The 25,315-nt window shown below is 67.4% G+C and carries 27 protein-coding genes; 10 read left to right on the plus strand and 17 right to left on the minus strand.

Features of this window, described 5'->3' with window-relative positions; translation table 11 throughout:
- Positions 1-562: 562 nt before the first annotated feature.
- Positions 563-1,009 carry a GNAT family N-acetyltransferase gene (locus tag ACIA8C_RS35820; RefSeq protein WP_397142591.1) on the minus strand — a complete coding sequence of 149 codons (447 nt, stop codon included), beginning with the start codon at positions 1,007-1,009 and terminating at the stop codon, positions 563-565.
- Positions 1,010-1,094: 85 nt separating this feature from the next.
- On the minus strand, positions 1,095-1,763 hold the full coding sequence (locus ACIA8C_RS35825; protein ID WP_397142593.1) for a TetR/AcrR family transcriptional regulator: 669 nt from the start codon (positions 1,761-1,763) through the stop codon (positions 1,095-1,097).
- A gap of 106 nt (positions 1,764-1,869) precedes the next feature.
- Between ACIA8C_RS35825 and ACIA8C_RS35830 the strand changes: the two genes are divergently transcribed.
- Positions 1,870-2,496, plus strand: a complete 627-nt coding sequence (locus tag ACIA8C_RS35830; protein ID WP_397142595.1) for an NAD(P)-dependent oxidoreductase — start codon at positions 1,870-1,872, stop codon at positions 2,494-2,496.
- 3 nt (positions 2,497-2,499) lie between these two features.
- Here the strand turns inward: ACIA8C_RS35830 and ACIA8C_RS35835 are convergent, their stop codons facing one another.
- Positions 2,500-3,762 carry an MFS transporter gene (locus ACIA8C_RS35835; RefSeq protein ID WP_397142597.1) on the minus strand — a complete coding sequence of 421 codons (1,263 nt, stop codon included), beginning with the start codon at positions 3,760-3,762 and terminating at the stop codon, positions 2,500-2,502.
- A gap of 203 nt (positions 3,763-3,965) precedes the next feature.
- Between ACIA8C_RS35835 and ACIA8C_RS35840 the strand changes: the two genes are divergently transcribed.
- Positions 3,966-4,772: a VOC family protein gene (locus tag ACIA8C_RS35840; protein WP_397142600.1), complete on the plus strand. Its 807-nt coding sequence runs from the start codon at positions 3,966-3,968 to the stop codon at positions 4,770-4,772.
- On the opposite strand, the gene ACIA8C_RS35845 is transcribed toward ACIA8C_RS35840, so the two are convergent.
- The 3 genes from ACIA8C_RS35845 to ACIA8C_RS35855 all read right to left on the minus strand — a co-directional run bounded on the left by ACIA8C_RS35845 (position 4,726) and on the right by ACIA8C_RS35855 (position 7,267).
- On the minus strand, positions 4,726-5,316 hold the full coding sequence (locus ACIA8C_RS35845; RefSeq protein WP_397142601.1) for a hypothetical protein: 591 nt from the start codon (positions 5,314-5,316) through the stop codon (positions 4,726-4,728). The genes ACIA8C_RS35840 and ACIA8C_RS35845 overlap by 47 nt on opposite strands.
- Before the next feature lie 104 nt (positions 5,317-5,420).
- Entirely contained in the window at positions 5,421-6,107 is a 687-nt protein-coding gene (locus ACIA8C_RS35850) for a response regulator (protein ID WP_397142603.1), read from the minus strand.
- On the minus strand, positions 6,104-7,267 hold the full coding sequence (locus ACIA8C_RS35855) for a sensor histidine kinase (protein ID WP_397142606.1): 1,164 nt from the start codon (positions 7,265-7,267) through the stop codon (positions 6,104-6,106). Before ACIA8C_RS35855 ends, ACIA8C_RS35850 begins: the two co-directional genes overlap by 4 nt.
- A gap of 216 nt (positions 7,268-7,483) precedes the next feature.
- Here ACIA8C_RS35855 and ACIA8C_RS35860 point away from each other — a divergent pair, with 216 nt between their 5' ends.
- Complete coding sequence (locus ACIA8C_RS35860) at positions 7,484-8,368, plus strand: sterol desaturase family protein (protein WP_397142927.1); 885 nt, start codon at positions 7,484-7,486, stop codon at positions 8,366-8,368.
- A gap of 22 nt (positions 8,369-8,390) precedes the next feature.
- On the opposite strand, the gene ACIA8C_RS35865 is transcribed toward ACIA8C_RS35860, so the two are convergent.
- The gene (locus tag ACIA8C_RS35865; protein ID WP_397142608.1) at positions 8,391-9,197 is read right to left on the minus strand and encodes a nuclear transport factor 2 family protein; all 807 of its coding nucleotides are present in this window, start codon (positions 9,195-9,197) and stop codon (positions 8,391-8,393) included.
- Between the two features lie 177 nt (positions 9,198-9,374).
- On the opposite strand from ACIA8C_RS35865, the gene ACIA8C_RS35870 reads away from it, so the two are divergent.
- A complete protein-coding gene (locus ACIA8C_RS35870; protein ID WP_397142610.1) occupies positions 9,375-10,727 on the plus strand; it encodes a TIGR01777 family oxidoreductase in 1,353 nt (450 codons plus the stop codon).
- On the opposite strand, the gene ACIA8C_RS35875 is transcribed toward ACIA8C_RS35870, so the two are convergent.
- From ACIA8C_RS35875 to ACIA8C_RS35885, 3 genes are all read right to left on the minus strand, one after another.
- The gene (locus ACIA8C_RS35875) at positions 10,717-11,973 is read right to left on the minus strand and encodes a class I SAM-dependent methyltransferase (protein ID WP_397142612.1); all 1,257 of its coding nucleotides are present in this window, start codon (positions 11,971-11,973) and stop codon (positions 10,717-10,719) included. The genes ACIA8C_RS35870 and ACIA8C_RS35875 overlap by 11 nt on opposite strands.
- A 70-nt stretch (positions 11,974-12,043) precedes the next feature.
- Complete coding sequence (locus ACIA8C_RS35880) at positions 12,044-12,193, minus strand: hypothetical protein (protein WP_397142614.1); 150 nt, start codon at positions 12,191-12,193, stop codon at positions 12,044-12,046.
- Between the two features lie 181 nt (positions 12,194-12,374).
- Positions 12,375-13,220 carry a MerR family transcriptional regulator gene (locus ACIA8C_RS35885; protein WP_397142616.1) on the minus strand — a complete coding sequence of 282 codons (846 nt, stop codon included), beginning with the start codon at positions 13,218-13,220 and terminating at the stop codon, positions 12,375-12,377.
- A 331-nt stretch (positions 13,221-13,551) separates the two neighbouring features.
- Between ACIA8C_RS35885 and ACIA8C_RS35890 the strand changes: the two genes are divergently transcribed.
- The 3 genes from ACIA8C_RS35890 (at position 13,552) to ACIA8C_RS35900 (ending at position 16,608) form a co-directional block, all read left to right on the plus strand.
- Positions 13,552-14,118, plus strand: a complete 567-nt coding sequence (locus tag ACIA8C_RS35890; protein ID WP_397142929.1) for a lipocalin family protein — start codon at positions 13,552-13,554, stop codon at positions 14,116-14,118.
- A 122-nt stretch (positions 14,119-14,240) separates the two neighbouring features.
- Entirely contained in the window at positions 14,241-15,566 is a 1,326-nt protein-coding gene (locus ACIA8C_RS35895) for a cryptochrome/photolyase family protein (protein WP_397142618.1), read from the plus strand.
- A gap of 250 nt (positions 15,567-15,816) precedes the next feature.
- Positions 15,817-16,608 carry a PIG-L deacetylase family protein gene (locus tag ACIA8C_RS35900; RefSeq protein WP_397142620.1) on the plus strand — a complete coding sequence of 264 codons (792 nt, stop codon included), beginning with the start codon at positions 15,817-15,819 and terminating at the stop codon, positions 16,606-16,608.
- Positions 16,609-16,635: 27 nt separating this feature from the next.
- Here ACIA8C_RS35900 and ACIA8C_RS35905 read toward each other — a convergent pair whose 3' ends face one another.
- The 4 genes from ACIA8C_RS35905 to ACIA8C_RS35920 form a co-directional block, all read right to left on the minus strand.
- Positions 16,636-18,147: a sensor histidine kinase gene (locus tag ACIA8C_RS35905; RefSeq protein ID WP_397142622.1), complete on the minus strand. Its 1,512-nt coding sequence runs from the start codon at positions 18,145-18,147 to the stop codon at positions 16,636-16,638.
- Positions 18,148-18,217: 70 nt separating this feature from the next.
- On the minus strand, positions 18,218-18,469 hold the full coding sequence (locus tag ACIA8C_RS35910; protein ID WP_397142624.1) for a hypothetical protein: 252 nt from the start codon (positions 18,467-18,469) through the stop codon (positions 18,218-18,220).
- Positions 18,470-18,518: 49 nt separating this feature from the next.
- Positions 18,519-19,091 carry a peptide deformylase gene (locus ACIA8C_RS35915; RefSeq protein ID WP_397142626.1) on the minus strand — a complete coding sequence of 191 codons (573 nt, stop codon included), beginning with the start codon at positions 19,089-19,091 and terminating at the stop codon, positions 18,519-18,521.
- Positions 19,070-19,240, minus strand: coding sequence for a hypothetical protein (locus tag ACIA8C_RS35920; protein ID WP_397142629.1), 171 nt, complete (start codon positions 19,238-19,240; stop codon positions 19,070-19,072). The genes ACIA8C_RS35915 and ACIA8C_RS35920 overlap by 22 nt, the downstream gene beginning before the upstream one ends.
- A gap of 58 nt (positions 19,241-19,298) precedes the next feature.
- Here ACIA8C_RS35920 and ACIA8C_RS35925 point away from each other — a divergent pair, with 58 nt between their 5' ends.
- Positions 19,299-19,817 (plus strand): AAA family ATPase, encoded by a 519-nt coding sequence (locus tag ACIA8C_RS35925; protein WP_397142631.1) that lies wholly within the window; start codon positions 19,299-19,301, stop codon positions 19,815-19,817.
- Between the two features lie 46 nt (positions 19,818-19,863).
- On the opposite strand, the gene ACIA8C_RS35930 is transcribed toward ACIA8C_RS35925, so the two are convergent.
- Together ACIA8C_RS35930 and ctaD are read right to left on the minus strand one after the other, a co-directional pair.
- Positions 19,864-20,511 carry a class I SAM-dependent methyltransferase gene (locus tag ACIA8C_RS35930; RefSeq protein ID WP_397142633.1) on the minus strand — a complete coding sequence of 216 codons (648 nt, stop codon included), beginning with the start codon at positions 20,509-20,511 and terminating at the stop codon, positions 19,864-19,866.
- Between the two features lie 59 nt (positions 20,512-20,570).
- Complete coding sequence (gene ctaD / locus ACIA8C_RS35935) at positions 20,571-22,358, minus strand: cytochrome c oxidase subunit I (RefSeq protein ID WP_397142635.1); 1,788 nt, start codon at positions 22,356-22,358, stop codon at positions 20,571-20,573.
- A 292-nt stretch (positions 22,359-22,650) separates the two neighbouring features.
- Between ctaD and ACIA8C_RS35940 the strand changes: the two genes are divergently transcribed.
- Entirely contained in the window at positions 22,651-23,946 is a 1,296-nt protein-coding gene (locus ACIA8C_RS35940) for a cytochrome P450 (protein ID WP_397142637.1), read from the plus strand.
- A gap of 7 nt (positions 23,947-23,953) precedes the next feature.
- Here ACIA8C_RS35940 and ACIA8C_RS35945 read toward each other — a convergent pair whose 3' ends face one another.
- The gene (locus tag ACIA8C_RS35945) at positions 23,954-24,184 is read right to left on the minus strand and encodes a hypothetical protein (RefSeq protein WP_397142638.1); all 231 of its coding nucleotides are present in this window, start codon (positions 24,182-24,184) and stop codon (positions 23,954-23,956) included.
- Between the two features lie 230 nt (positions 24,185-24,414).
- On the opposite strand from ACIA8C_RS35945, the gene ACIA8C_RS35950 reads away from it, so the two are divergent.
- Positions 24,415-25,245, plus strand: coding sequence for a mycofactocin-coupled SDR family oxidoreductase (locus ACIA8C_RS35950; RefSeq protein ID WP_397142640.1), 831 nt, complete (start codon positions 24,415-24,417; stop codon positions 25,243-25,245).
- Positions 25,246-25,315: the final 70 nt, after the last annotated feature.

Raw genomic sequence — 25,315 nt, forward strand, 5'->3', positions numbered from 1 at the left:
CGAACTGAGACAGTCACCGCTGGCCACCTCGTGAGACAACCGAGAAACATCCAGGTCACGCCGTCGGCATTCGCCACGAATTTTGAGACCCTACACGCACTCTCGAGGAGGCAGAAGCCATTGCGCGTTACCAAGACAGGTCGCGCGGCCGCGCCCACTGTTAACACGGTCACCGCACAAGCGCCCCGAACCCTAGTGCAACCTGCAGCGGTTCCCGACTTACCGACGGAACTCGAGGAGTCCATACAGAAGGGTCTCAGGCACACCACTCTGGCTGACATACCACATTTATCGACTGGGCGCGAATCCTCCACTCCCTGAGCGTGGGCGCAACTTTCCTGTTCGACCTTTACTGGACCTTTTTGCCCGAATGCAGCCGAATACCAACCTATTTCGACGCATACCCGCAACCTGCATACGTGCTGGTAGAGCTTGGTATCCGAACATGCCCGAAGGTGGACCATAGAGGGATGTCATAACCCAGAGGTCGCAGGTTCAAATCCTGTCCCCGCTACAACGAAGACGGCCCGGAACGCACAGTTCCGGGCCGTTTTCTGTGCCGTCAGTAGTTGTCGGCCGACACCGTGAAGTGGTGGGCGGTGATCGCCAGGTGGTGGCGCATATAGAGGCGATGGGCGGGGGCGCGGTCGGGACCGACTCCGGAGTCGAGGTGGACGGCTTCGCAGTTCAGGCGAAGTGCTTCCTGTTTGGCCCAGGTCATGAGGAGGTCGGCGTGGCCGTGACCGCGTGCGGCGGGCGTGGTGATCAGGTCGTCTACGTACAGGTGATGGCCCCACGCGCTGTGCGATGCCTCGCGGAAGCCCAGTACCGAGACCGCCGCGTCGTCGGCCTCGGTGAACACCCCGACGAGGCGGTAGCCGCGCGGGCGCAGGTCGGTGTCGACGAAGTCGACGAGCGCGTCGACCGTGCCCCAGCGGGGGCGCAGCTCGAGCAGCGCCGCCGCGCCCAACTTGGTCTGATCTGCGCTGATTTCGCGAATCTCGGTCATAGTCAGCGACGTTAGCGGCGCTCCTGGCTCCGAGCCGAGGGCCACTTTGCCGCAACTCCGGCAGGCCACCGCACCCCGGCAGCCCTCAGGGCTGGGCGAGTAGTCCGTCGATGATGACGCGCAGTTTCCATGCCGCCCTAGCGCTGCCCCCGCTGGTCAGCAGGGGAGCGAGTTCGCGGATGGTGGGGTAGCTCTCGGCGGGCAGTGCCTGGTAGATCCCGTCGAGACGAGCCGCGGTGGCGTCCACGGGCTCGGTGCCGGTCCGTGCGGCGGTCTCCAGGGCAGCGGAAGCGATGTACTGGCCGAGCAGGTCGACTGCCCAAGCGCTGGCGGCATCCTGGATCCCGCCGAGCCGGAGCAGGCGCAGCATCTCCTCGATGAGCCGCAGCATGTGCGGGCCGGTGGGTGCCTCGGTGAAGCCGACGGCGGCGAGGTCGCGGTGGGTCGCGAGCGTGGCGACGATCCGGTCGACGAGCAGTTCAAGCCGAGCGCGCCAATCGCCGTCCGCGTCGGTCGGCAGCTCGACGGCCGCCACGGCGAGGTCGTGCGTCGAAAGCATCAGCTCACGACGATCGCTCACATAGACATACAGCGACGCAGACCCCGTATCGAGGGCCTGTGCCACCCGCCGCATGCTCACCGCGTCGCAGCCCAACTCGTCGACCAGGTCGAGGGCTGCCGCCACGATCGCGTCGAGGCTCAGCGGCGCCTTCGCGGGGCTGGTACGGGGATTGGGGCGGGGGCTGCCGGGCATGTGCCGAATCCTATCTTGACAAACAGTGCTCGGAGCGACCATCGTTCTGAACGATCAGTGATCGTTACGATCGATGATCGTCCACGATCTAGATCAAGGAGCGGCCATGAAGGTAATCGTGTTCGGAGCGGCCGGGCTGACGGGCCAAGCCATCGTGGCGGAGGCGCTGAGCGCCGGTCACGATGTCACCGCCGCGGTGCGCACTCCGGCAAAGCTGTCATCGGTCGATCGGGAACGGTTCACCGTGGCGCGTGCCGACGTCCGCGACCCGGACAGCGTGCGTGCCGCGGTGGTGGGCCACGACGCGGTGGTGAGCGCGATCGGCCCCGCGGGCAGACACGCAGCGGGCCTGTATTCCGACGGCGCCCGCGCCATGGTCTCGGCGATGCGATCCACCGGAGTGCATCGCCTGATCGCCATCACCTCCAGCGGTGTCCGCCGGGACGACCCGAATCACGCGCTGTGGTACCGACTCGTCGCGCGAACCCTGATGAACGAGCTCTACGGCGACATGCGCCTGATGGAAGCCATCATCAGCGAATCCGCGGTGGACTGGACCTTCGTCCGGCCCACCCGCCTGACCGATGACCCGCCGACCGGCAGCTACCGCGTCGAGGACGGCGAAACCCCAAGCGGCGGTTGGAAAATACCGGTAGCCGAGCTGGCCCGCTTCATCGTCGGAGAACTCGACGACCACCGCTGGTCACATGCCGCGCCCACCCTCGCGCAATAACACTCACACCTCATCCAGTGCGCGTCGGCCGGTGATCGGCCCCCACACGCCGACGAGGGCGACCATGGCGAGCAACGCGACGGTGATCACCGAGAACACCAGCCCCGGCCCGTTCGCGCGATCGAGCAGCGGCAGCAGCAGGAACGGCAGCAGCGCGGTGCTGACCTTAGACAGCGAATAGGTCGCGCCCGATGCGGTGCCGCGCACCGCGGTGGGGAACGACTCCGGGAGGTAGGCGTGAATCGCGTCGGAGAAGACGTTGCTGGCCAGGGTGAAGAGGCCGCCCGACAACAGGATCAGCGGCACACTGGTGGCGAAACCGAAGATCAGGCCGAACAGTGCCATCAGCGTCGCGGTCGCCATCACTAGATATTTGCGCTCGACCCGCTCCATCAACGGGATCGCCAGCAGCGACCCCAGCGGATAGCCGAGATAGGTGATGGCCAAGTAGCTCAACGAGGTCACCACCTCGAATCCCTTGCGGTCCAACACGAGTACCGCGAGGGTGCCGAACCCGTAGTAGCCGAACACCTGCAGGATCATCACGGCGGAGAACAGCGTCGTCTTGCCGCGGTACGGCGGCCGGACGATCGCGCTGAACGGCGTGGTCTCGGTCTTCTTCGCTTGCCGCGCAAGCCAATGCGGCGACTCCGGCATGTCCCGCCGGGCGAAGACCACCACCGCGGCACCGAGCCCGCCGATGACGAACAGCCAGCGCCAGCCGTCGATCCCGAAGGGCTGCAACGGAACCAGCCACTTAGCCAGGAATCCGACGGTCGGCACCGCGCAGAACCCGATCGTGTACGCCATCGCGATCATCCGCCCGCGCACCTGTGGCGGAACCACTTCCGACAGATAGGTATCGGACACCGTCATCTCGGCACCGATGCCGAGCCCGGCCAGGAACCGGGTGGCCATCAGAAAGACGATGTTCGGGCTGAACGCGCCGAGCAGCGTGAATCCGGAATACAACGCGATATTGATCATGAACATCCGCCGACGGCCGAACACATCCGACAGCCGCCCGATCACCAGCGCACCGAGGAACTGCCCGGCGAACGCCGAAGCCAAGATCCCGCTCAGCTGAAACGTGGACAGGTGCATCTCCTGCTTCAGCACCCCGGTGATGGTCCCCGCGAGGAACAGCTCGTACAGATCGAAGAACAGTCCGGCACCGACCAGCGCGACCAACTTGCGATGAATGGGACGAACCGGAAGCTCGTCCAGCCGTAGCGGTTCCCGCCCGACGTCGGATGTGGTGATCATCCCGCCATACTCCTGATCAACCCCCCTTTCGGCAACAAATCGGCGTGGTGTGTCCGCTTCGCGCAGCTTGTGCCGCCGTTGCCGGAACGTGCCCTGCCGGAACCGCGAATCCGCCATGGCCGCCAGGCCTCGGTGGTTGACTTGGCCGCGTGTCGGCCGCGTCCGGCCGCACGTCAATACACCGAGGTCAGGAGGCCACGGATATGCCAACTCATGACGGAAGCTGGCCACAGGGGACACCGTGCTGGGTCGATAGTCAGGTCGACGACACCACCCGCGCCCGCGAGTTCTACGGAGAGCTGTTCGGCTGGGAAATCATGGATAGCCCGCCGGACGCGGGCGGCTATCTGATGACGCTACGCCATGGCAGGCCGGCCGCGGGGATCGGGCCAAAGCCCGAAGGTATGGCGATGCCGTCGGTATGGACCACCTACTTCGCGGCCGACAGCGCCGACGAGATCGCCGAGAAGGTAACGGCGGCAGGCGGTTCGGTAATGATGCCACCGTTCGACGTGCTCGATGTCGGCCGGATGTTCGTCGCCGCCGACCCGGCCGGCGCGATCTTCGGTGTGTGGGAAGCCAAGGCGCACACCGGGGCGGGCATCTACAACGAGGACGGCGCGTACTGCTGGAACGAACTGCACACCGGTCAGTACAAGCAGGCGCAGGAGTTCTACGCGGCCGTATTCGGTTGGCACTACACCGAAATCGGGGACGGCCAGGACTTCGTCTACTCCACCTTCGGCTTGACGCAGGACAGCGGCCCGGTCGGCGGCGTCAACGACGCGAGCAAGACGCCGGGCGACTCCCCATCGTTCTGGTTGAGCTGGTTCCAGGTCGACAACACCGACGCGGCCGTCGCGAAGGCCACCGAGCTGGGCGCGACGGTCCTGATGGGCGTGCACGACAGCGCGTTCGGCCGGATGGGCGTGCTACAGGGTCCGCAAGGCGAGGCGTTCGGCGTCATCGACCCCGCGACGACGGTGAGTGAGCCGCAGGCAGGGGCGTAATCGGGGGAACGGCCACCTCGGCCCGTCGAGTCGTCGCCTTGACGGCCCGGTTCTCCGCGGCCGCCGCGGCGTTGGCCAGTTCGACGTTCTCAGGAGCGGCGGCGGCTTGGTCGGCGGCCCGCGCGGCCCGATCGGCTTCGAACGCACCGAGGAAGCTGTTGGTGGCGTCCTCGGTGGCGAGGACGGCGGTCAAGGCGGCGTGGGCCGCGTCGGCGGCGGCTTGGGCGGCGGTGGCGGCGGATGAGGCGGCCTCCGCCGCTTTCGTCGCGCTGTCGATCCCGGTGTGGATGGTGTCGCGCGGGCTGCCTGCCTTCCCCTTGCGATCGGTCTTCGTGTTCGGGGTCGCGGCGGTGGCGCGCTCACGAGCGCTCGCCGCTCGCTGTCGCGCCTGGTGGATCAGGGCTTGGTGGGTGGGCTGCTCGACCGAACGAGCGCCGGGCGCCTGGCCGCTGGCGTCCTGAGCGCCCGCGACACCGGCTCCGGAAAGGAGCAGCGCCGAACAGGCGAGGACCAGGACACCGACTCGGGGGCGATCCCTACGCATAGTGCTCCATCCTCGAAGAAGACCAGGCAGTCGGATTTACCGTACGTCGCTGCCGCCGGATTCGCGACGACCTCGGGTGGCGCGCCGTGTCGCATCTGTGCTGGTCACCGCCCTGCCGATCGGCGGTGTCCGGGCGGGGTGCGGGTGACAAGTCCGTGCTCATGGGCGTAGACGACCGCATGGATGCGGTCGCGCACACCGAGTTTGGCGAGTACGCGGGAGACATGCGTCTTCACCGTTTCCTCGCCGACGCCGAGCAGCGCGGCGATCTCGGCATTGCTGCGCGCATCGGCGAGCAGGAGCAACACTTCCAGCTCGCGGGCGGTGAGCTGATCGACCTCGGGCGGCGTCTGCGGCGGGGCGAGGGTGGACGCGAAGCGCGCGGCCAGCCGGCGCGTCATCGACGGATCGATCAGGGCATCGCCACGGGCCGCGATGCGGATGGCGGCGACGAGCTCTTCCGGCGGCAGGCTCTTCAGCAGGAAACCGCTCGCCCCGGCCTGCAGCGCGCGATAGAGGTTGGCATCGCTGTCGTAGGTGGTGAGCACCAAGACATGGGTGCCGCCCGCCGCGGCGATGGCCTCGGTGGCGGCGAGCCCGTCCAGTTTCGGCATACGCACGTCGAGGATCGCGACATCCGGTCGCAGCCTTGTGGTTTCGGCGATGGCCGCGCGACCGTCGCTGACCTCGGCGACGCAGTCGAAGTCGGCTTGGCTGTCGACGACCGCGCGCAATCCGGAGCGGAACATGCTGTGGTCGTCGGCGATCAGCACCCGGATCGGCCGGTTCATGAGCCGCCGATCGGGACGGAAACCGTGGTGTGCCAAGATGTTCCGGCCGAATCCGGCCCGTAGTCGAGTTCGCCGTCGAAAAGCTCGGTGCGACGACGGATTCCGCCGAGGCCGCGCGGCACTGCGGTATCACCGGACATCGGCACGGGCGGAATCGGATTGGTAGCCCGGATCACCACCCGCTTCGGCTGGTACACCACCGCGAGCCGGGCATGCGCGCCGTCACCGTGGCGCAGCGCGTTGGTCAGCATCTCCTGCACGATCCGATACACCGTGACATCCAACGACTCCGGCAACTCGACCACCGGACCACGCACCGCGACTTCGACGGTCAATCCGGCGGCCCGCACATGCTCGATCAGGCCGTCGATATCGACCAGCCCGGGCTGGCGCTGCCCCGCGTCGTCGCGGCCGTGCAGCAGATCGAGCTGCCGCCGCAGATCGACCATCGCCGCCCTGCTGCTCGACTCCACCGCCGCCAGCGAACGGGTCGCCGCGCCATTCGTGGTGTCCGCCATGGCCATTCGCGCCGCGCCCGCGTGGATACCGATGGCACTCACATGATGGGAGATGACATCGTGCAGGTCGCGCGCGATGGCCGCCCGCTCCTCGGTCACCGCGCGCTCCAGCGCGACCTGATGCTCCTGTCGTCGCAGCCGCTCCCGCTGCTCCAGGTCGGCGATGTAAGCGCCACGCGCGGCGGTATACCGGCCGACCAGCCACGGCACGCAACCAGCGGCCGTCGTCGACGCGATCAGCAGGAGCCAATCATGTCCGGCGTTGTCGCGGGACAACAGATGAGCGGACGCGACGCCGCCGCACAACAGCAGCATGGTCAGCACCGATTTCGGTCCGGACAGCCACGCGCCGGTGCGGTACCCCGCGACCAGCAGGCCGACGCCCGCGAATTGACCGCCGAAACCGTGCCGGTGCAGCAGCAAGGCGGCGCCGAGCCGGACCACGACCTGGGTCACCGCGACCACGCCCGCGGTACGTGGGGGCGCGGCCAACGCCAGATCGCCGGCTACGACCGCCGCGATCACCGCGCCGGTCTGCCACGGCGCGACCGCGAACACACCGCACAGTCCGAGTACTACGGCATCGATCATCGCCGCGACCGCCGCGACCAACAGCGACTGCCGGGCCAGCGACCTGCTCACGTCCAACAGTTCGCCACCGCCTTCGGGTCGTCGGAGCCGTCGCGGGCGATCCTAGCGAGATCGGCCACCCGGCCCGCTAACTCTGCCCTTCGTCCGGCGCCGTCGCGTCCCCCGCGCGGGGGACGCGGAATCCCTCGGCGGCGCGATGTTTGCGCAGGCCATCGCCCGTAGCGTCGGGTATCGACGACGGACGATCAAGGAGACCTCGTGGACCGTGTGGAGCTGCTGACCTATGCCCTCCCGGCATTCGCGTTGTTCATGCTGGTGGAGTGGATCGCGTATCGCCGCGACCCCGATCGCCCGAAGAACGGCGGGTCGGGGCGCGACACGATGTCCAACGTGGCGACCTTCACCCTCGGCCGGTTCGGCAAACCGCTGACGCAGTACCTGATTCCGTTCTCCGCGGTGGTCGGCGCCGCCGCGATCACCCCGCTGCACCTGTCGGCGAAGTCGTGGTGGGTGTGGGTACTCGGGCTGGTGGTCACCGATTTCTGCTACTACTGGGCGCATCGCGCCGACCACCGGGTCCGCCTGCTGTGGACGTCGCACAGCGTGCACCACTCCAGCGAGCACTTCAACCTGTCCACCGCGATCCGCCTGCCGTGGGTGCACCCGGTAGCCAACGTCCTGCGCGGAATGGCTTGGGTGCCAGCGGCTTTGCTCGGTTTTCCGGTGTGGATGATCTTTCTGCTGCAGAGCATCGGCCTGCTCTACCAGTTCCCGATCCACACCCAGCGGGTCGGCACGCTGGGGCGCCCGATCGAGTTCCTGTTCAACACCCCGGCGCACCACCGCATCCATCATGGCTCCAACCAGCCCTACATCGACCGGAACTACGGCGGCATCCTCATTATCTGGGACCGCATGTTCGGCAGCTTCGCCGCCGAATCCGAGCCCATCCGCTACGGCCTGACCAAGAACATCGGCACCGACAACCCACTGAAGGTCAACTACCACGAGCTGGCCGGACTGGTCCGCGACGTGCGCGGTGCCACCACCTGGCGCGGCCGCCTCGGCTACGTCTTCGGCCCGCCCGGCTGGACCGAGCAGGTCGCGGCAGCATCGGTGCCGCAGGAAGCCAAATCGGTCCAACTCACCTGATTCGCCTATCCGCCAGTCGATTTCAGGCGTTGTCCAGAAAGAACCGCAGGCTGGCGATGCTTGGCGAGCCAGCGGCGAATTCGACGAACGCGACCCCACGGGTATCTCCGAAACGCACCGACGCCGTCACCGTGCGACCGGCCGCGATCAGCTTGCCCCAGCGCATGTTTCGCGCCCGGTTGGTGAACTCCTCCACCGAAATCGGGGTGCCCGCCGGCAATTCGATAACGGCATAGTGCCCGAGCAGCCCGCGGACGCGCACGATATCCGTGCTGCCCGCCGCGGCGAACAATCGGGAGGTGACCCGCCTACCTGTCCGGCCGACCCCGCCGAGCGCCCGCAGCATGCCGAGCGCGCCCTCGACCCCCAGGTTGCTGATCAACTGCGGCCCGAGCCGCATTGCCGCACCGAGCCCGCTCGGCCCGGTTCGCAAGAGCTGCACGATCATCGGGCCGAGCTCCCAGTGTGCGCCCAGCTGCGCGATCTTCCAGTCGCCGTCTTCCTCGGTGAGCTGATAGCGCAGGTGCATCGGGACGGAGACCCTGGCGCCGGTCGACATGGTGGTCTCGATGGTCAGATCGCGCACCACCGTCGGCGGTGTCACGATGTCGCGCTCGACCCGAAAGACGATGTCGTTCGGGCCGATAAAGGTGTCGTAGAAGCTTTCGATGGCGGCCCGGCCCACGTGCGGGCGGGCGCCGACCGGGTCGTTCACCTCGGCGTCGGTCGTGAAGAGGTCGACCCACGCGGACTTGTCGTGCGCGGCGACCGCGCGTGGTGACGCCTGGACGGCCGCCAGCAGCTCCGCGGCCGAGGGTTCCAGCGGCATGACAAATCCTCCGATGTCGGCGATGACTTCGCCCCCATGGTAGAACAAGTTCCAATTGGCCCAGTGTGGCCCGGGCGGACGCATCGGTGATGAAGCAACTCTCCGGTGTGATGGAAGAGTCGGGCAATAACGATGCATGAACGTTGCATTGTCCTGGCGCCTCGCTAGAGTCGAGGTATGGGCATCGAGTGTTCGAGCGTCGTCGCGGCACCCCGGTCCGAGGTCTTCGACTGGTACGCCCGACCAGGCGCGTTCGCGCGGCTCGCGCCGCCGTGGCAACCGGCCTCGGTGCTCGCCGAGGCCGCTTCGCTGGCCGACGGCAAGGCCGTACTCGGGCTGCCGGGCGGGCTGCGCTGGGTGGCTCAGCACGATCCCGCTCGCTACGACCCGCCGCGGCGATTCGTCGACCGGATCGCCGTCGACGGTCTCGGCTCGCTGCCCGCGGGCCTGCTGCTGCGGTGGCGGCACACGCACGATTTCGAGATGGTCGACGAGGCGCACACCAGGGTGCTGGATCGGGTCGAGTCGCCGGTGCCCGCGTTCGTACTGCGCCCGATGTTCGACTACCGCTATCGGCAGCTGGCCGACGATCTGGCCGCGCACGCGGACGCGGCGCGAGCGGGCTTCGCGGCCAAGACAATCGCGGTGACCGGTGCCTCGGGTCTGGTCGGCTCGGCGCTCACCGCGTTCCTGACGACCGGCGGTCACACCGTGCTCCGCCTGGTCCGGCATTCGCCGAAAGACGGTGAAAGGCAGTGGAACCCGGACGATCCCGCACCCGATCTGCTCGACGGGGTAGACGCGGTGGTGCATCTGGCCGGTGCCTCGATCGCGGGCCGATTCACCGACGAACACAAGCAGGCCGTGCTGGACAGCCGGATCGGACCGACCGAGCGGCTCGCCGCGCTTGCCGCAGGCGCGGGCGTGCCGACCTTCGTCAGCGCGTCCGCCGTCGGCTACTACGGTTACGACCGCGGCGACGAACGGCTTCCCGAAACCGCCTCGCGCGGTGCCGGTTTCCTCGCCGACGTGGTCGACGCGTGGGAGGCGGCGGCCGACGCGGCCGACCGGGTCAGAGTCGTCAAGGTGCGCACCGGCATCGTGCAATCGCCGCGCGGCGGCACCCTGCGCCTGCTGCGGCCGCTGTTCGCGACCGGGCTCGGCGGCCGGATCGGCGACGGCGAGCAGTGGCTGTCCTGGATCGGCATCGACGATCTGGTGGACATCTACCACCGCGCCCTGTGGGACACCACCCTGTCCGGTCCGGTGAATGCCGTTGCCCCACAGCCTGTTCGCAACAGCGAGTACACCCACATCCTGGCCGGCGTGCTGCGCAGGCCCGCGCTGGTTCCGGTGCCCGAGTTCGGCCCGGCGCTGCTACTCGGCGAACAGGGCGCGCGCGAGCTCGCCGCCGCCAGTCAACGGGTGGTGCCCGCCGTGCTGGACAAGGCCGGGCATCGGTTCCGCACACCGGATCTCGCCTCGGCGCTGCGCCATCTGCTCGGTCGCGGCCATCGGATCAGCGGGTGAGCAGGATCTGATGCACATCGAGGTAGCCGCAGCGGAACCCGGCCTCGGCGTGCGCCAGATACAACCGCCACATCCGCCGGAAGATCGGATCGAAGCCCAGTTCCGCGACGCGGTCGGCGCGGGCGTTGAACCGTTGCTGCCACAGCCGCAGCGTGTGCGCGTAGTGCTCGCCCATCGACAGTTGTTCGCGGACAACGAGTTCGGTGCGCCGCCCGGCCACATCGGCGAGCAGCCGGGTAGACGGCAGGAAGCCGCCGGGGAAGATGTATTTCTGCACCCAGGTATAGGTGGAGCGGGTGGCGAGCATGCGGTGGTGCGGCATGGTGATCGCCTGGATCACCGCGCGCCCGTCCGGTGCCAGTACCTGGTCGATGGTCTCGAAAAACGTCTCCAGGTATTCGTAGCCGACCGCCTCGATCATCTCCACCGAGACCACCGCGTCGAATTCGCCGGTCACCCGGCGATAGTCGACCAGGTCGATGGTGACGCGCTCGGATAGTCCCGCGGCGGCGATGCGATCCAGCGCGAGCGCGCGCTGCTCCGTGGACAGTGTCACCGAACGCACCGTCGCGCCGCGGGCGGCCGCGCGCAGCGCCAATTCGCCCCAGCCGGTGCCGATTTCGAGCAGCCTGGTGCCTGGTCCGACGCCCGCGCGATCGAGTATCCGATCGATCTTGGCCTGCTGGGCGGCCGCGAGGTCGGCCCAGCGCGGCGGGGGTGCGGTGGCCGGGAACAACGCACTCGAATAGGTCAGTGTCTCGTCGAGGAACAGCTCGAAGAGATTGTTCGACAGGTCGTAATGCCTGGCGATATTGCTCCGGCTGTTCGATTCGCTGTTGCGTTCGGCGGCGGGGTGTTTCGAGACATAGAGGCGGCGGAGGGCACGTACCGGTGCGGGGACGAGTGTGCCGATGTGCGCGGCGAACACGGTGAGCGTCGCGGCCGGATCGGGTGCCGACCAGTCGCCCGCCATATACGACTCGCCGAAGCCGATCAGCCCGCCGACCCCGAGCCTGGCGGTGAAGTCACCCGGGCGGTGCAGGATCAGCCGTGGCGCATCGGCCGCGCCCGCACCGAGGACCGTCCCGTCCGGGTACTCGACTCGGATCGGGAGCCTGCGCACCGCGCGCCGGAACAGCCGGTCCGCCACGGCCGCGGCGATCGTGGCGCGGGTACCGGTCGGCACCCGCTCGACGTCGGGCCAATACGCCGCGGGCGGCGCGGTGACGTGCGGGTGGATACTCACGACTGCGCCGCACTGACGCTCGGTTCCGTCGTACGTACGGGGTGTCTTCGGTTCGCTCGCTGACGCTCGTTCACTGCGAATACTCCTCGAAGTGCTTGGCCGGTCGGAGGACGACAGGCAGGCCGCGCGCCCGGAGATGCGCGCCGTGCCTGCGAATGAGCGCCGAGACCACAAGTGGGGCAAGGGGTACCGCCACTGTCGCGCGCAGGATGGTACGCACGGTGGCCGAATGGCAACGTCCGGTCGTCGAGGCGGCGAAGATCGGCTGGCGGTGGCCGACCGATGGCTACCGCGCCTCAGGTGAGGTGCTTTCCCGCTGCATCGTGCCGCCTACGCGTTGACTCGATTACGCATCGTTTGCGGCAACGGCCACAAAACGATGCGCCGCGGTCCGGTCCGCGTCAGCTCAGATAATCGATGGCTTCGGCCAGGCTCGCGACACGCTCCGCGGCGTCGGGCAGGATCACCGAATCCCAGCCGGGCCCCCCGACGAGCACCCGTGACCCCGCGTTCAGGCAGAGGCGCACTGCCGAGGTCAACGCGGTCGATTCCTGCTGTGACCACAGCATCACCGCGGCAGGCTGATCGTGTCGCGCGAGGCTGTCGGTCAGCGCGCTGGTTGGCACATCCGCGCCGAGCATGTACGCGCTGACGTCGCGCTCGGCCAGTCCCGCGCGCAGCACCTCGAGCGGAAGTGCGTGCGTCTCTCCGCTGGTGCAGGCCAGCACCACCGGGTGTGGCGCGGGCACATCCGGCGGCGGATTGGTGCGATGCAGGACCGAGGTGATGCACCACGACAGCAGGTGTTCCACATCGATGCACCCCTCGCCCGCGCCCTGACGCGCGACGATGTCGGCGAAGGCGGGACGGCACAGCTGATCCCACGTGTCCACCACCCCGAACGCGCGGAAATGCGCCTCCAGATAGCTGGACACCGCGCGCGTCTCGAGCGTGAATGCAGCGGCGAGCAACGGGAATCGGTCGCCGAGGCGCGGTGCGGGCCCGCGCACCGTCGCCGCCGCGCCCGCTGGGCTCGCGCCGTCCTGGATCAGCCTGAACATCCGTCCGAGCAGCGCGATGTCGGCTTCGGTGTAGAGCCGGTGCTTGCCTGGCCGATGCTGTGGCGGCCCGATGTTGTAGCGGCGATTCCAGCTTCGCAGCGTCGCCGTTGGGATGCCGAGGCGCTCGGCAACCGCGCGGACCGTATATCCGGCCGCGTCGGAAGCGGGAGCGGAACCGGCGGACATCGTCCTATTCTGCCTCTTCCGGCTCGCCCGATTCGCCATGCCCTGGCGGCCACGCGTCGGGCGGGCTGTCCGGTGCCGGTGGCACAGCGATCAGCCCCGCACTGTGCGGGTCGCGGTCGCATCGCAACACGGGCCCGATCCAGCCGCGGCCGCGACGGTCTGTTCCGTCTGCGATTCGGGGCAACCAGGGCGAGGTCGCGGGTTCCTCCTTGAATCAGGGCTTTGAATCAATAGTGCATCGTTATGAGCTACCATGGCCAGTGTCGTCGATTTCCGAGGAGTTCGCGTGACATCTCGAAGGAAGCGTTATCCCGTTCGCCTGTTCGTTGCCATGGCCGCATCGGCCGTCGCGATCTCGGCGATGGGGAGCGCGCAAGCGGCCCCCGTCGCCGCGCCCGCGCCGGTGTCGTCGCTCGACCTGAACCGGTACCTGGGTACCTGGAACCAGCTCGCGTCGGTGCCGCAGTACTTCAACCTCGTCTGCGCGCGCGATACGCGGGCAAATTACGCGCTCGACGCGCAGGGCAACGTCGCGGTCCGCAATACCTGCACCACCTGGTCGAACATGAACAACGAAATCGCGGGCACCGCCACGGTCAACGACCGGGTAACGGGCGCGCAGCTGCACGTCAGCTTTCCCGGCGTGCCCACCCAGGAGCAGATCGACGGGCCGACCAACTACATCGTGACGGCTCTCGGGCCGGACTATTCGTGGGCGGTCGTCACCGATCCCGCCCGCACCTCCGGCTTCGTACTTGCCCGCGCGCCGATGCTGGACGCGGCCGTGTGGCCGCGGGTGCGCGCGGGAATCGTTGCGGCAGGCCAAGATCCGTGCCTTTACCTGACCTCGCCGACGACCGGTGGTCTGGCGAACATCGTTCCGCTCTGCACGCTCTGACAAGTGTTCCCGGCGCCTGTGCGGGTCGCGTCGACGGTGCCGGGCTCGAGCCGCCCACGGCACCGTGGCGCCACCCGCATGGCCGCCGGGACATTGTCACTTCACTCAGCGAAGAGGAGTAGATGACCGTCACCATCGCCTTGTTCACCCGTGATCTGCGGGTGCACGACAACCCCGTACTCACCGCGGCGCATCGCGAAGGTGCCGCGGTGGTACCGCTTTTCGTCATCGACGACGCCATCGCGGCGGGCCGTTTCGCCGCGCCGAATCGCGCACGGTTCCTGGCCGCCGCCCTAGGTGAGCTGGACGCCGAGCTACAGGCGATCGGTGGCCGACTGGTGGTACGGCGCGGCGATGTGGTCGCGGAGGTGGCGCGGGTGGCCGCGGAGGTGCACGCCGACGGCGTGCACATCGCCGCCGACGTGAGCCGGTACTCGCAGCGCCGCGAACAGGCGCTGCGGGAACGACTGGGACAGCGCGGATGCCTGCTGCACGCGCATACTTCGTCGATCACCGCCGCCGATCCCGCGGAGCTCGTACCGTCCACCGGGCGAGACCATTTCGCGGTTTTCACGCCATATTTCCGGCGCTGGGCCGAGACGCATCAGCGCAAACCGCTCGGCAAGCCACGCGAGCTGACCACGCCGCCGGTGGCGAGCGACCCGCTGCCGGAAGCCGAGGAACTCTGCGCGGGCCCGAGCTCGCCACAGCTCGCGGTCGGCGGCGCGACGACGGGGCGAAAGCTGATGCGGGACTGGCTGTCCGGGCCGATCGAGGGGTACGAGGACAGCAACGACGACCTCGCCGCCGACGCCACCTCGCACCTGTCGCCGTATCTGCACTTCGGCTGCGTATCGCCGGTGGATCTGGTGCATCGGGTCGACATGTCGACACCCGGCGGTCATGCCTTCGCCAGGCAGCTGGCGTGGCGCGACTTCCATCACCAACTGCTCGCCGCCCGCCCGGACGCCGCATGGTCGGATTACCGGCCACGTTCGATCAGCTGGCGTGCCGATCCCCAAGCCGTGGCGGCCTGGCAGGACGGCCGCACCGGTTATCCGATCATCGACGCGGCCATGCGGCAATTGCGGGCCGAAGGGTGGATGCCGGGGCGCGCCAGGCTGATTGCCGCCAGCTTCCTGGCCAAGTCGCTGCGCGTGGACTGGCGCGTCGGGGCCGAACACTTCCTGCACTGGCTGGTCGACGCCGATCTGGCGAACAATCAACTCAACTGGCAGTGGGTGGCGGGCACCGGTACCGATACCAGGCCGAATCGGGTGCTCAACCCGCTGCGCCAAGCCAAACGCTACGACCAGGACGGCGCTTACGTCCGTCGCTGGCTACCCGAGCTGGCGCACATTTCCGGTGCCGCGGTGCACACGCCGTGGCGGGAAAACGTCGATCCGGCGGTGTACCCCGCGCCGATCATCGAATGTGTCGGTATGTAGCGCACCGATATTGCCGCAGATATCGCTTTGCCCTTCCTAATCCCGGCCGCCAGGTCTTGAATCGATGCATCGAGGCTTTGTCCTGTTCGCGGAAAGGGGCCTTTGATGATGGGCACCGTCGACATCGTGATCACGATCGGTCGGATATTCGACACATTGCAGAAGGCGCTGTCGTTGCTGATCCTGGGTGGTTGACGGCCACGCAGGTGCCCGCCTGGCCGAGCCGATGGCACGATGCCAGACTGATCCGATGGCAACCATCGTGGCCTTTCATGCGCATCCGGACGACGAAACTCTGCTGACGGGCGGCACGTTGGCCGCCGCGGCCGCGGCCGGGCACCGGACGGTGATCGTCGTGGCCACCGACGGGCACATGGCCGCGCTCGATGGGCGAAAAGCTTTGCGGCTGAACGAATTAGCGGCTAGCGCGGCCGCGCTCGGCGTCGCCAGAGTGGCGCATCTCGGCTACGCCGACAGCGGCCACGGCGCCGTGCTGTTCGCGGATCCGCCGGATCGCGTGCGCTTTCTGCGGGCCGAGGTGGACGAGGCCGCCGAGCGGCTCGCCGCGATCCTGCGCGAAGAGAACGCCGAGATCCTGCTGAGCTACGACCGCAACGGCGGTTATGGGCATCGAGACCACGTGCGGGTGCACGAGGTCGGCACCAGGGCCGCCGAGTTGGCCGGTGTGCCACGGGTACTCGACGCCACCATGCCTCGTGAAAACGTCGCGCGCATAGTGCGTTTCCTTCGATCGCTGCGGGGCCGGATCGGCCCCTCGCTCCTCGGATCGCTGTACAGCGCGGGTTCCGAGATCACCCATCGAATCGATGTGAGCGACTACGCGGCGCAGCGCAAAATGGCTGTCGCCGCGCATCGTTCGATCATCGAGGGATCTGGCAGCTTCGCCACGATCGCCAAAGTCATCCAGCGACTGCCGACGCCGATCCTCGGCCGGGTCATGCACTGGGAGTGGTATATCGAAGAGGGCGCGGTGCCGGGAGACGCCCCGCTCGACGACATCTTCAAGCCTGCCCGACGCTGAATTTCGTCGGCTGCCAACCGGTGTCGGTCAGGGTATGCACGTCGACAGCCGACCGCGGGGCAGCGCGACCGTGAAGGTGGCTCCCGCACCGGGTTCGCTGTGCACCGTGACGCGCCCGCCGTGCGCCGTGACCAGTGCGTGCACGATCGAGAGACCGAGCCCGCTGCCGCCGCTCGCCCTGGTTCGTGAGGTGTCCGTGCGATAGAACCGTTCGAAGACGCGGGCGGCGGCATCGGGCGACAGTCCGGGACCGGAGTCGATCACCTCGATGCGGACTTCGTCGCGAGCAGGGGTGAGCCGCACCATGACCGCGGCCTCGGGCGGGGTGTGGGCGAGGGCGTTGCCGAGCAGGTTGGCGAGTACCTGACGCAGTCGCGGCCCGTCGCCGATCACGTCCATGGTGCCCTCGCCGGTGTTCACCACGACGCCGATGCGCCGCTCGGGCGACGTCTGCTGCCGTGCGGCCATGGCTTGGGCGTTGTGTACGGCATCGCCCGCCAACGCGAGCAGATCCACCGGTTTGCGCTCCAGCGGGCGCTTTTCGTCCAACCGCGCCAGCAGCAGCAGATCCTCGACGAGCAACCCCATCCGCTCCGCCTCGGATTCGATCCGGCCGACCACCATGGCGGCATCGGTGCTCGCGCCCTGCCGATACAGCTCGGCGAAGCCGCGGATGGTGGTCAGCGGCGTGCGCAGCTCGTGGCTGGCATCGGCGACGAACTGGCGCATCTTGGCCTCGGAACGGCGCGCCGCCTCCTCCGAAGCCTCGGTCGCGGCCACGCCGTACTGGATCTGGGCGAGCATCTCGTTCAACGAGCGGGCTAGATGATCGACCTCGGTGTCCACGCCGCGCACCGGGACCCTGCTGTGCAGGTCACCGCCCGCGATGGCCGCCGCGGTGTCCTCCACCTCACGCAGCGGCCGCAGGCTGCGCTGGATCACCAGGTAGCCGACCACGCCCAGCGCGACCAAGGCGATGGTGCCGGTGGCGATCTCGAAGAAGATCAAGCGGGACACCGTCTCTCGATTGTCGGTGAGCGGCAATCCGATGGTGGTCGAGCCGTACTGGTTCGAGGTGGTCAGTACCCGCCAGTGCACCGACGAGTCGTCGGCGGAGCCGACCGTCGTCGGGCTGTCGCCGGTCTGCCCGCTGAGATCCGGTACGCCCGAGGCGTTTCCGCCGCCGGGCACCTCGAAGAACACCTGGCCGTCCGCGCTCTTGTGCAGCTCGAAGAACCGGCGCGGCTGTTCGGCCACCGACCGAGGCTGCGGCGGCGGACCCGGGGAGTCGGACGGAACCCATTGCACAGCACCGTCATTCGTGCGCACCTGCTTCATCGGCCGCGGCTGGGCCCACCCGCGCGACGCGTCATAGAGCTGCTCGTCGGTGCGCTGGGTCAACGATTGACTCAACGCCGACGTCACCGCCGCCCCCGAGGCGATCAGCGCCGACGCCGTCAGCACGAGCAACGCGATCACCAGCCCGATCCGCAGCGGCACCGACGCCACCCGCCGCGACAGCCGTGCGCGCGCGTTCATGCCCGGCTCGACTGTGCTGCACGTGGCAGGTGACCAACGCCGATCCCGATTCGCGCGAGAGGTGTGCCGATCATGCCCACATGATCGCGCCGCTACCGCTGTCGGAGCTGCGAGCGGGCTGGGTATCTGCTGTGAGGATCCGACGAGGGGTGCCCGCACCGCGCCGTTGCGCTGCGGACACCCGGGCCGGTTGGCTCGTGCCGATCAGCGGCGATACGGCGTAAAGACCTAGTACCCATTCGGTGCGCCACCCACCCTCTTCTTCGGTGAGTTCGATCGCGCGGGTGAATTCGCCGAATCCGGCCGGGGAGATCTCGCGCACCTGCTCGGTGCCTGCCCACGCAGGATTGACCTACGGCGTCCTGCGCTGATCAGTCACGGTCGCCGGCATGCCTGCCGATCTCCGGCAGCCAGGTCCGGCCGGGTCGAGTCCAGTTGCGGTCCTTGATCATTCGGCGGGCCGCCCGCTGGTTCCGCCCGATCAGCCGCTCGAGGTAGAGGCGGCCCGCGAGGTGGTCGGTCTCGTGCTGCAGGCAGCGCGCCAGGTATCCGGTGGCTTCGACGGCGACCGGCCGCCCGGTCACGTCCACCCCGGTGACCCTCGACCAGTGCGCACGCCCGGTGGGATACCACTCGCCGGGCACCGACAGGCAGCCCTCGAGGTCGTCGTCGGGGTCGGGCATGGTCTCCGGAATATCGGAGGTCTCGAGGATGGGGTTGACGACGCAGCCGCGGTGCCGAACCTCGTTGTCCACCAGGTCGTAGATGAACACCGCCCGGCCGTCGCCGACCTGATTAGCCGCCAGGCCCGCCCCGTTCGCGGCGGTATTGGTCTCGTAGAGATCGTCGACGAAGGCCGCGAGTTCGTCATCAAAAGTGGTGACAAGTGTTGCCGGAGTAGCCAACCGAGGATCGCCCGCGATCAGTATTGGTCGAACAGCCATGCCCACAGAGTACTCAAATCGATCACCGCCGACCGGGTCGGAACATCGTCGACGACCCGATAGCCGACCACGCCAGAATGCGCGTCCAATCCGAAATAGACTGGCAAAAAACACTTCTCGCCAACATCGATAATCTCGATGCCGCCCACTGACGCCCAGCCCCGAATCTTGCCCGCGGTCGGCCGGCGCCACCGTCATGATGGGCGGATGGCTGAATTCTTGGTGTTGGTCAATGGGTTGCCCGGGGCGGGGAAGTCGACATTGGGGCGGCCGTTGGCGGCGGCACTAGGTGGGACGTTCCTGTCGAAGGACGCGGTCAAGGAGGCTTTGGCGGAGTGTGTGGGCGATGACGCCGTGATTCCCGCGTTGGGTGGCATTGCGATGGATGCGGTGTGGGCGTTGGCCCAGGCGGTCTCGGGGACCGTTGTCGTCGACTCGTGGTGGTTCAGGCCTCGGGATTCAGGGTTTGCCAGGGCGGGGATCGAGAAGGCTGGGGCTGATCGGGTTGTGGAGGTCTGGTGTGACATCCCAGCGGACGTGGCGAGACGTCGCTACGTGAGTAGGCGGCGGGGGGCGTCGTACTGCGACGAGCAGCGTCTCACCGATGAATGGGATACCTGGGCCGCGCAGGCCGTGCCGCTCGGGCTTGCGCCCATCGTGTGGGTCGATACGACGCAGCCGGTTCGACTCGCCGACCTGGCCGCGCAGATAGAACGCCTAGCGTGATCGCGCGGCCAGGTTGAGTTGGGCTGTGGGGCAGGTAGGTTTGCGTTCAGTGGCGGCGGATGCGCAGGACATTGTCCTTGCGGACACCGGGCTGACCCTCGGGGCCCGTGTGCTCGCGTTCGGCTAGGCCGTCGACTTCGACTGTCCATTCGGTGGGGTCGAGGTGCAGGCCCTTCAGGACCTCGGCGGTGGTCGGGAAGTGGACGTCGTGGGGTGGGACCGCTACCCAGGAGGGCCATTCGGCGTGGCCGACGATCAGGAGCTGGCCGCCGGGTGCGACTGCCGCGGCCGCGCGGCGGAGGATCTCCTCGCGTTCGTCTGCCTTGGCGACGGGGGAGTGCAGGTATTGGGCGGTGACGAGGTCGAACTGGCCGGTGGGGAAGGTGTTCGCGAGGTCGTGGCGCTGCCAGTCGATGTCGGGGTAGCCCTGTTCGGCGGCGCGGGCTCGGGCGCGGTCGAGCGCGGTCTCGGAGACGTCGACGGCGGTGACCCGCCAGCCGCGTTCGGCGAGCCAGATCGCGTCGGCGCCCTCGGCGCAGCCGAGATCGAGTGCCGAACCCGCCGGTGTCGCATCGATCTCGCGGACCAGGAGGAAGTTGGGCGAGCCGGACCAGACGCGTTCCCGCTCCTGGTAGAAGTTCTCCCAGAACTCGACCGTGGTGCCGTCGGCGTCGTGGGTGTGTGTCTCGGTCATGGACACCACGATCCCGGTGCGGCGCTATAACGGCAAACTTCTTTGCTGCTTCGGCAAAACTATTCGGGCGTCGGCTCGATATCCGGGCGTTTCGCCAGCGACGGCCCGCTCTTCTCCTCGGCAACCGCACGGTCCTCGATGAGCACGGCCGACCGATGCCCGGATCCCCAGCCCCCGTGCGCCTCGGTCCGCATCCGCTCGACCATGTGCGGGTAGTGCAGCTCGAATGCCGGACGCTCGGACCGGATCCGCGGCAGCTCGTAGAAGTTGTGCCGCGGCGGCGGGCAGGTGGTCGCCCATTCCAGGGAGTTGCCGTAACCCCACGGGTCATCGACCGTGACAACCTCGCCGTACCGGAAGCTCTTGAAGACGTTCCAGATGAACGGCAACATCGAGGCACCCAGGATGAACGCCCCGATGGTGGAAATGGTGTTCAGCGTGGTGAAACCGTCGCTGGGCAGGTAGTCGGCATACCGTCGCGGCATGCCCTCGGCACCCAGCCAGTGCTGCACCAGGAACGTGGTGTGGAAGCCGACGAAGGTGGTCCAGAAGTGCCACTTGCCGAGCCGCTCGTCCATCATCCGCCCGGTCATCTTCGGGAACCAGAAGTAGATGCCCGCGAACGTCGCGAACACGATGGTCCCGAACAGCACGTAATGGAAGTGCGCGACAACGAAATACGAGTCGGTGACATGGAAGTCCAGCGGCGGGCTGGCCAGGATGACACCGGACAGCCCACCGAAGAGGAAGGTGGTCAGGAAGCCGAGAGACCACAGCATCGGCGTCTCGAACGTCAGCTGCCCGCGCCACATGGTGAAGATCCAGTTGAAGAACTTCACGCCGGTCGGCACCGCGATCAAGAACGTCATCAGTGAAAAAAACGGCAGCAGAACCGATCCCGTCGCATACATGTGATGCGCCCACACCGCCACCGACAGCGCGCCGATCGAGATCGTCGCGTACACCAGTGTGCTGTAACCGAACAGCGGCTTACGCGAGAACACCGGGAAGATCTCGGTCACGATGCCGAAGAACGGCAACGCCACGATGTACACCTCGGGATGCCCGAAGAACCAGAACAGATGCTGCCAGAGCAGCACACCGCCGTTGGCCGTGTCGTAGATGTGCCCGCCGAGATGCCGGTCGATCGCCAACGCGAACAGCGCCGCGGTGAGGATCGGAAAGGCAAGCAGCACAAGGATGCTGGTGATCAGGATGTTCCAGGTGAAGATCGGCATCCGGAACATGATCATGCCGGGGGCACGCAGGCAGATGATCGTGGTGATCATGTTGACGCCGCCGAGGATGGTGCCGAGTCCGGACAGGATCAGGCCAACGATCCACAGGTCGGGGCCCGCACCGGGCGAGTGCTCGAAGGTGCTCAGCGGGGTGTAGCCGGTCCAGCCGAAGTCGGCGGCGCCGCCGGGGGTGATGAAGCCCGCGGTCGCGATGGTCGCGCCGAACAGATACAGCCAGTAGCTGAACGCGTTGAGGCGCGGGAACGCGACGTCCGGGGCGCCGATCTGCAAGGGCAGCACAGCATTCGCGAAACCGAATACGATCGGCGTCGCGTAGAACAGCAGCATCAGTGTGCCGTGCATGGTGAACAGCTGGTTGTATTGCTCCGTCGACAGGAACTGCATCCCCGGCCTGGCCAGCTCACCGCGCATCAGCAAGGCCATCAGCCCGCCGATGAAGAAAAAGCTCATCGCGGAGACCAGATACATGATCCCGAGCACCTTGGGATCGGTGGTCGTGATCATCTTCCAGAGGTAGGAACCCTTGGGCCCCAACCGTCGCGGATACGGTCGAACCGCCTGAAGTTGTTCGGTCTGCGTCACACTCACAGCCGTCGCCACCTTCCGAACCGCCGGGCAAGTCGCGGCCGGCGCGACCGGCCTGCATCAACCAAACCATGTGACCGCCGTCTCACGCCACCCCTAGATCGACTTTGCCAAAGGTTTGCCCTATCGGCGCGAATGAGCCTTGTCAACTGGGGTTCTCCGGGCGGAGAGGCGTGCTGCGATCTTCGCTGAGTGATACGCCCTGAGTATCAGGGGTATCTGCGACCGGGGACTGATGCGCACCGGCACGCCGATGCGTACCGTGAGGACCTACCGACCATAGGCGGGGGCCGATATGAAGAGCTGGATTCGCTGGGCCACATTGCACGGTGTACCGAGCATCTACCTCAGCAGGCGTGCCCGCCGCGGTGAGCCGCTGTCGGAGATCCTGACGAACTCTCGAGCCGGACAGAATCCTTACCAGTTCGGCGACCGCATTCGCGAGCAAGGCCGACTGGTCCGCACCCCGATCACCTGGGTCACCGCCGACCACGAGGTGTGTCGAACAATTCTGCGCGACAAGAACTTCGGCGCCACCCCGCCGGACGCGCTGAACCTACCCCGGCCGGTGCTGCGGCTGCTGCGAGCGACCGATCTGAAGCTGGCCAACCCCGTCGAACCGCCGTCGATGCTGGTGGTCGACCCGCCGGAACACACCAGATATCGCAAGCTCGTCGCGCAGGAATTCACCCCGCGCGCGGTCGGCAGGCTGCACGACCGCATCGTCGAGGTGACCGACGAGCTGCTCGACAGGCTGGCGGCGCGCCCACACGCCGACCTGATCACCGACTTCGCCAGGCTGCTTCCGGTGGCGATCATCTGCGAAATCCTAGGTGTGCCAAGGCAAGACCAGGACTACATGCTCGAGCTCGGCCACGCGGGCGCACCGCTGCTCGACATCGGCATCTCGTGGCGCACGTTCCGTACCGCTATCGCCGCTTTACGGGCGAGCGAGGAGTTCGTCGAGGGTCACATCGCCCGGCTGCGCGCCGATCCCGGCGACAACATCCTCAGTGAACTGGCCGTGAGCGGCAGCCTGACCATGCCCGAACTGAAGTCGATCGCCACGCTGGTGGCCGGTGCCGGCTTCGAAACCACCGTCAACTTGCTCGGCAACGGCATGATGGCGCTGCACGACCACCCGGACCAACTCGGCCTGCTGCGCGCCGAGCCGGACCGGTGGCCCGCCGCGATCGAGGAGATCCTGCGGTTCGACAGCCCCGTGCAGTTCACGTCTCGAACCGCGTTGTGCGACACCGAGATTGCCGGACAGTCGATCGCCGGGGGCGAGTCGGTCGCGTTGCTGCTCGGCTCGGCCAACCGCGACCCCGCCGTCTTCGCCGACCCCGGCACCTTCGATGTCACCAGGGCCAACGCGCGCGAGCACTTGGCATTCAGCAGCGGTGTACATGCCTGCCTCGGCGCCAGCCTGGCCAGGATGGAGGGCGCCGTCGCCCTGTCCGCGCTGTATGAACGCTTTCCCGAACTGCGGCTCACCGGCACCCCCGAGCGGCGCGGTCTCGTCAATCTCCGTGGCTATCAACGGATACCGGCCGCGCTGGGACTGCCCGCTGTCAGCCGCACCGCTTGAAGCCGCCTCAGTCGAGCGGATCCTGGATGAGCATGCCCTCGACGGCGCGCAGGCGGTCGCTCATGGTGGACAGCAGGTCGATGGAGTCGTGCGAGAGGCCGACCGCGGTGTGCACGAGTCGGCGCAGCCGCGGGCTGTCGAACGAGCTGGCCACGGTCGCGTCGTAGTCGGTCGGTGTGTTGCCTAAAGGTCGGACGAGCTGGTCGAGATCCACGGCGAAGTACTCACAATCGGTCATCTGGCCCCCTTGGACCATTGTGGGCGCGCTGGGTCGCGCGCCTGCGCGATGTGCCGCCGGCGAGTACTGCCTGATGCTGCGACGCACACCGCATTCACTTCGTCGCTGCGCCGGCCCGGAACGTTTCGTGTGTAGTTCTGGACAATACGAACGTAAACGGCAACTTCACGACATGCACGCGTGAAACGATGGGCTCGGCTGAACAAATACCGATCTGGTGAGGGGCCGACATGGGCAATCTCGACGGCAAGGTAGCGGTGATCACCGGCGGCGCCCGAGGTCAAGGGCGTGCGCACGCGGTGGCGCTGGCGGTGGCCGGCGCGGACATCGTGGTGTGCGATATCGCCGAGAAGGTCGCGAGCGTGCCGTATTCGATGAGTTCGGAGTCCGATCTGGCCGAGACGGCGAAGCTGGTCGAGGAAACCGGGCGCCGCTGCGTGCCGCTGCAGGCCGATGTGCGCAGCCAGATGGAGATGAACGCGGTCGCCAAGCGCGCGATCGATGACTTCGGTCACATCGACATCCTGATCGCCAACGCGGGCATCGCCAGCAACTCCGCGATCGCCGAGATGGCCGACGAGATGTGGCAGGACATGATCGACATCAACCTCACCGGTGTCTTCCACAGCTTCCGCGCGGTGGTGCCGCACATGATCGAACGCCAGTGGGGCCGCGTCGTGGCCACCTCCTCCATCGTGGCCAGGATGGGCGTGCGCAACGCAGGGCACTACGCGGCCGCGAAATGGGGCGTAATCGGGCTGGTGAAGTCGTTGTCGCTGGAGGTGGTCGAATACGGCATCACCGTCAACGCGGTACTGCCCGGCGGCGTGGACACCGACATGATCCAGAATCCGGCCATGTATCGAATGATGCTGCCGGACATGGAGAATCCCACCAAAGAGGACGTGATGGCGATGTTCGCCGCCGGCCCGCCGAACGCCGATCTGATCTCGCCCGCCGAGGTCGCCGACGCGGTGCTGCTGCTGGTGTCCGAGCAAGGACGGCACTTCAACGGCGAGGCATTGACGATCTCCGGCGGGCTCAGCGCCAACACCGTGTAAGTCCTGGCTCCACCACCGAATAGAATGTGACCTGCGTCGCAGTCGCCGCGGCACCGGAACTTTCCCGGCA

Origin of the sequence: Nocardia sp. NPDC051321, assembly GCF_044455225.1 — a bacterium.
Lineage (GTDB): Bacteria > Actinomycetota > Actinomycetes > Mycobacteriales > Mycobacteriaceae > Nocardia.

Coding starts and splice junctions, on each gene's coding strand:
- ACIA8C_RS35820 (WP_397142591.1), bottom strand. CDS start 1,009: ATGACCGAGATTCGCGAAATCAGCGCAGATCAGACCAAGTTGGGCGCG.
- ACIA8C_RS35825 (WP_397142593.1), bottom strand. CDS start 1,763: ATGCCCGGCAGCCCCCGCCCCAATCCCCGTACCAGCCCCGCGAAGGCG.
- ACIA8C_RS35830 (WP_397142595.1), top strand. CDS start 1,870: ATGAAGGTAATCGTGTTCGGAGCGGCCGGGCTGACGGGCCAAGCCATC.
- ACIA8C_RS35835 (WP_397142597.1), bottom strand. CDS start 3,762: ATGATCACCACATCCGACGTCGGGCGGGAACCGCTACGGCTGGACGAG.
- ACIA8C_RS35840 (WP_397142600.1), top strand. CDS start 3,966: ATGCCAACTCATGACGGAAGCTGGCCACAGGGGACACCGTGCTGGGTC.
- ACIA8C_RS35845 (WP_397142601.1), bottom strand. CDS start 5,316: ATGCGTAGGGATCGCCCCCGAGTCGGTGTCCTGGTCCTCGCCTGTTCG.
- ACIA8C_RS35850 (WP_397142603.1), bottom strand. CDS start 6,107: ATGAACCGGCCGATCCGGGTGCTGATCGCCGACGACCACAGCATGTTC.
- ACIA8C_RS35865 (WP_397142608.1), bottom strand. CDS start 9,197: ATGCCGCTGGAACCCTCGGCCGCGGAGCTGCTGGCGGCCGTCCAGGCG.
- ACIA8C_RS35870 (WP_397142610.1), top strand. CDS start 9,375: ATGGGCATCGAGTGTTCGAGCGTCGTCGCGGCACCCCGGTCCGAGGTC.
- ACIA8C_RS35885 (WP_397142616.1), bottom strand. CDS start 13,220: ATGTCCGCCGGTTCCGCTCCCGCTTCCGACGCGGCCGGATATACGGTC.
- ACIA8C_RS35890 (WP_397142929.1), top strand. CDS start 13,552: ATGGCCGCATCGGCCGTCGCGATCTCGGCGATGGGGAGCGCGCAAGCG.
- ACIA8C_RS35895 (WP_397142618.1), top strand. CDS start 14,241: ATGACCGTCACCATCGCCTTGTTCACCCGTGATCTGCGGGTGCACGAC.
- ACIA8C_RS35900 (WP_397142620.1), top strand. CDS start 15,817: ATGGCAACCATCGTGGCCTTTCATGCGCATCCGGACGACGAAACTCTG.
- ACIA8C_RS35905 (WP_397142622.1), bottom strand. CDS start 18,147: ATGAACGCGCGCGCACGGCTGTCGCGGCGGGTGGCGTCGGTGCCGCTG.
- ACIA8C_RS35915 (WP_397142626.1), bottom strand. CDS start 19,091: ATGGCTGTTCGACCAATACTGATCGCGGGCGATCCTCGGTTGGCTACT.
- ACIA8C_RS35925 (WP_397142631.1), top strand. CDS start 19,299: ATGGCTGAATTCTTGGTGTTGGTCAATGGGTTGCCCGGGGCGGGGAAG.
- ACIA8C_RS35930 (WP_397142633.1), bottom strand. CDS start 20,511: ATGACCGAGACACACACCCACGACGCCGACGGCACCACGGTCGAGTTC.
- ACIA8C_RS35940 (WP_397142637.1), top strand. CDS start 22,651: ATGAAGAGCTGGATTCGCTGGGCCACATTGCACGGTGTACCGAGCATC.
- ACIA8C_RS35945 (WP_397142638.1), bottom strand. CDS start 24,184: ATGACCGATTGTGAGTACTTCGCCGTGGATCTCGACCAGCTCGTCCGA.
- ACIA8C_RS35950 (WP_397142640.1), top strand. CDS start 24,415: ATGGGCAATCTCGACGGCAAGGTAGCGGTGATCACCGGCGGCGCCCGA.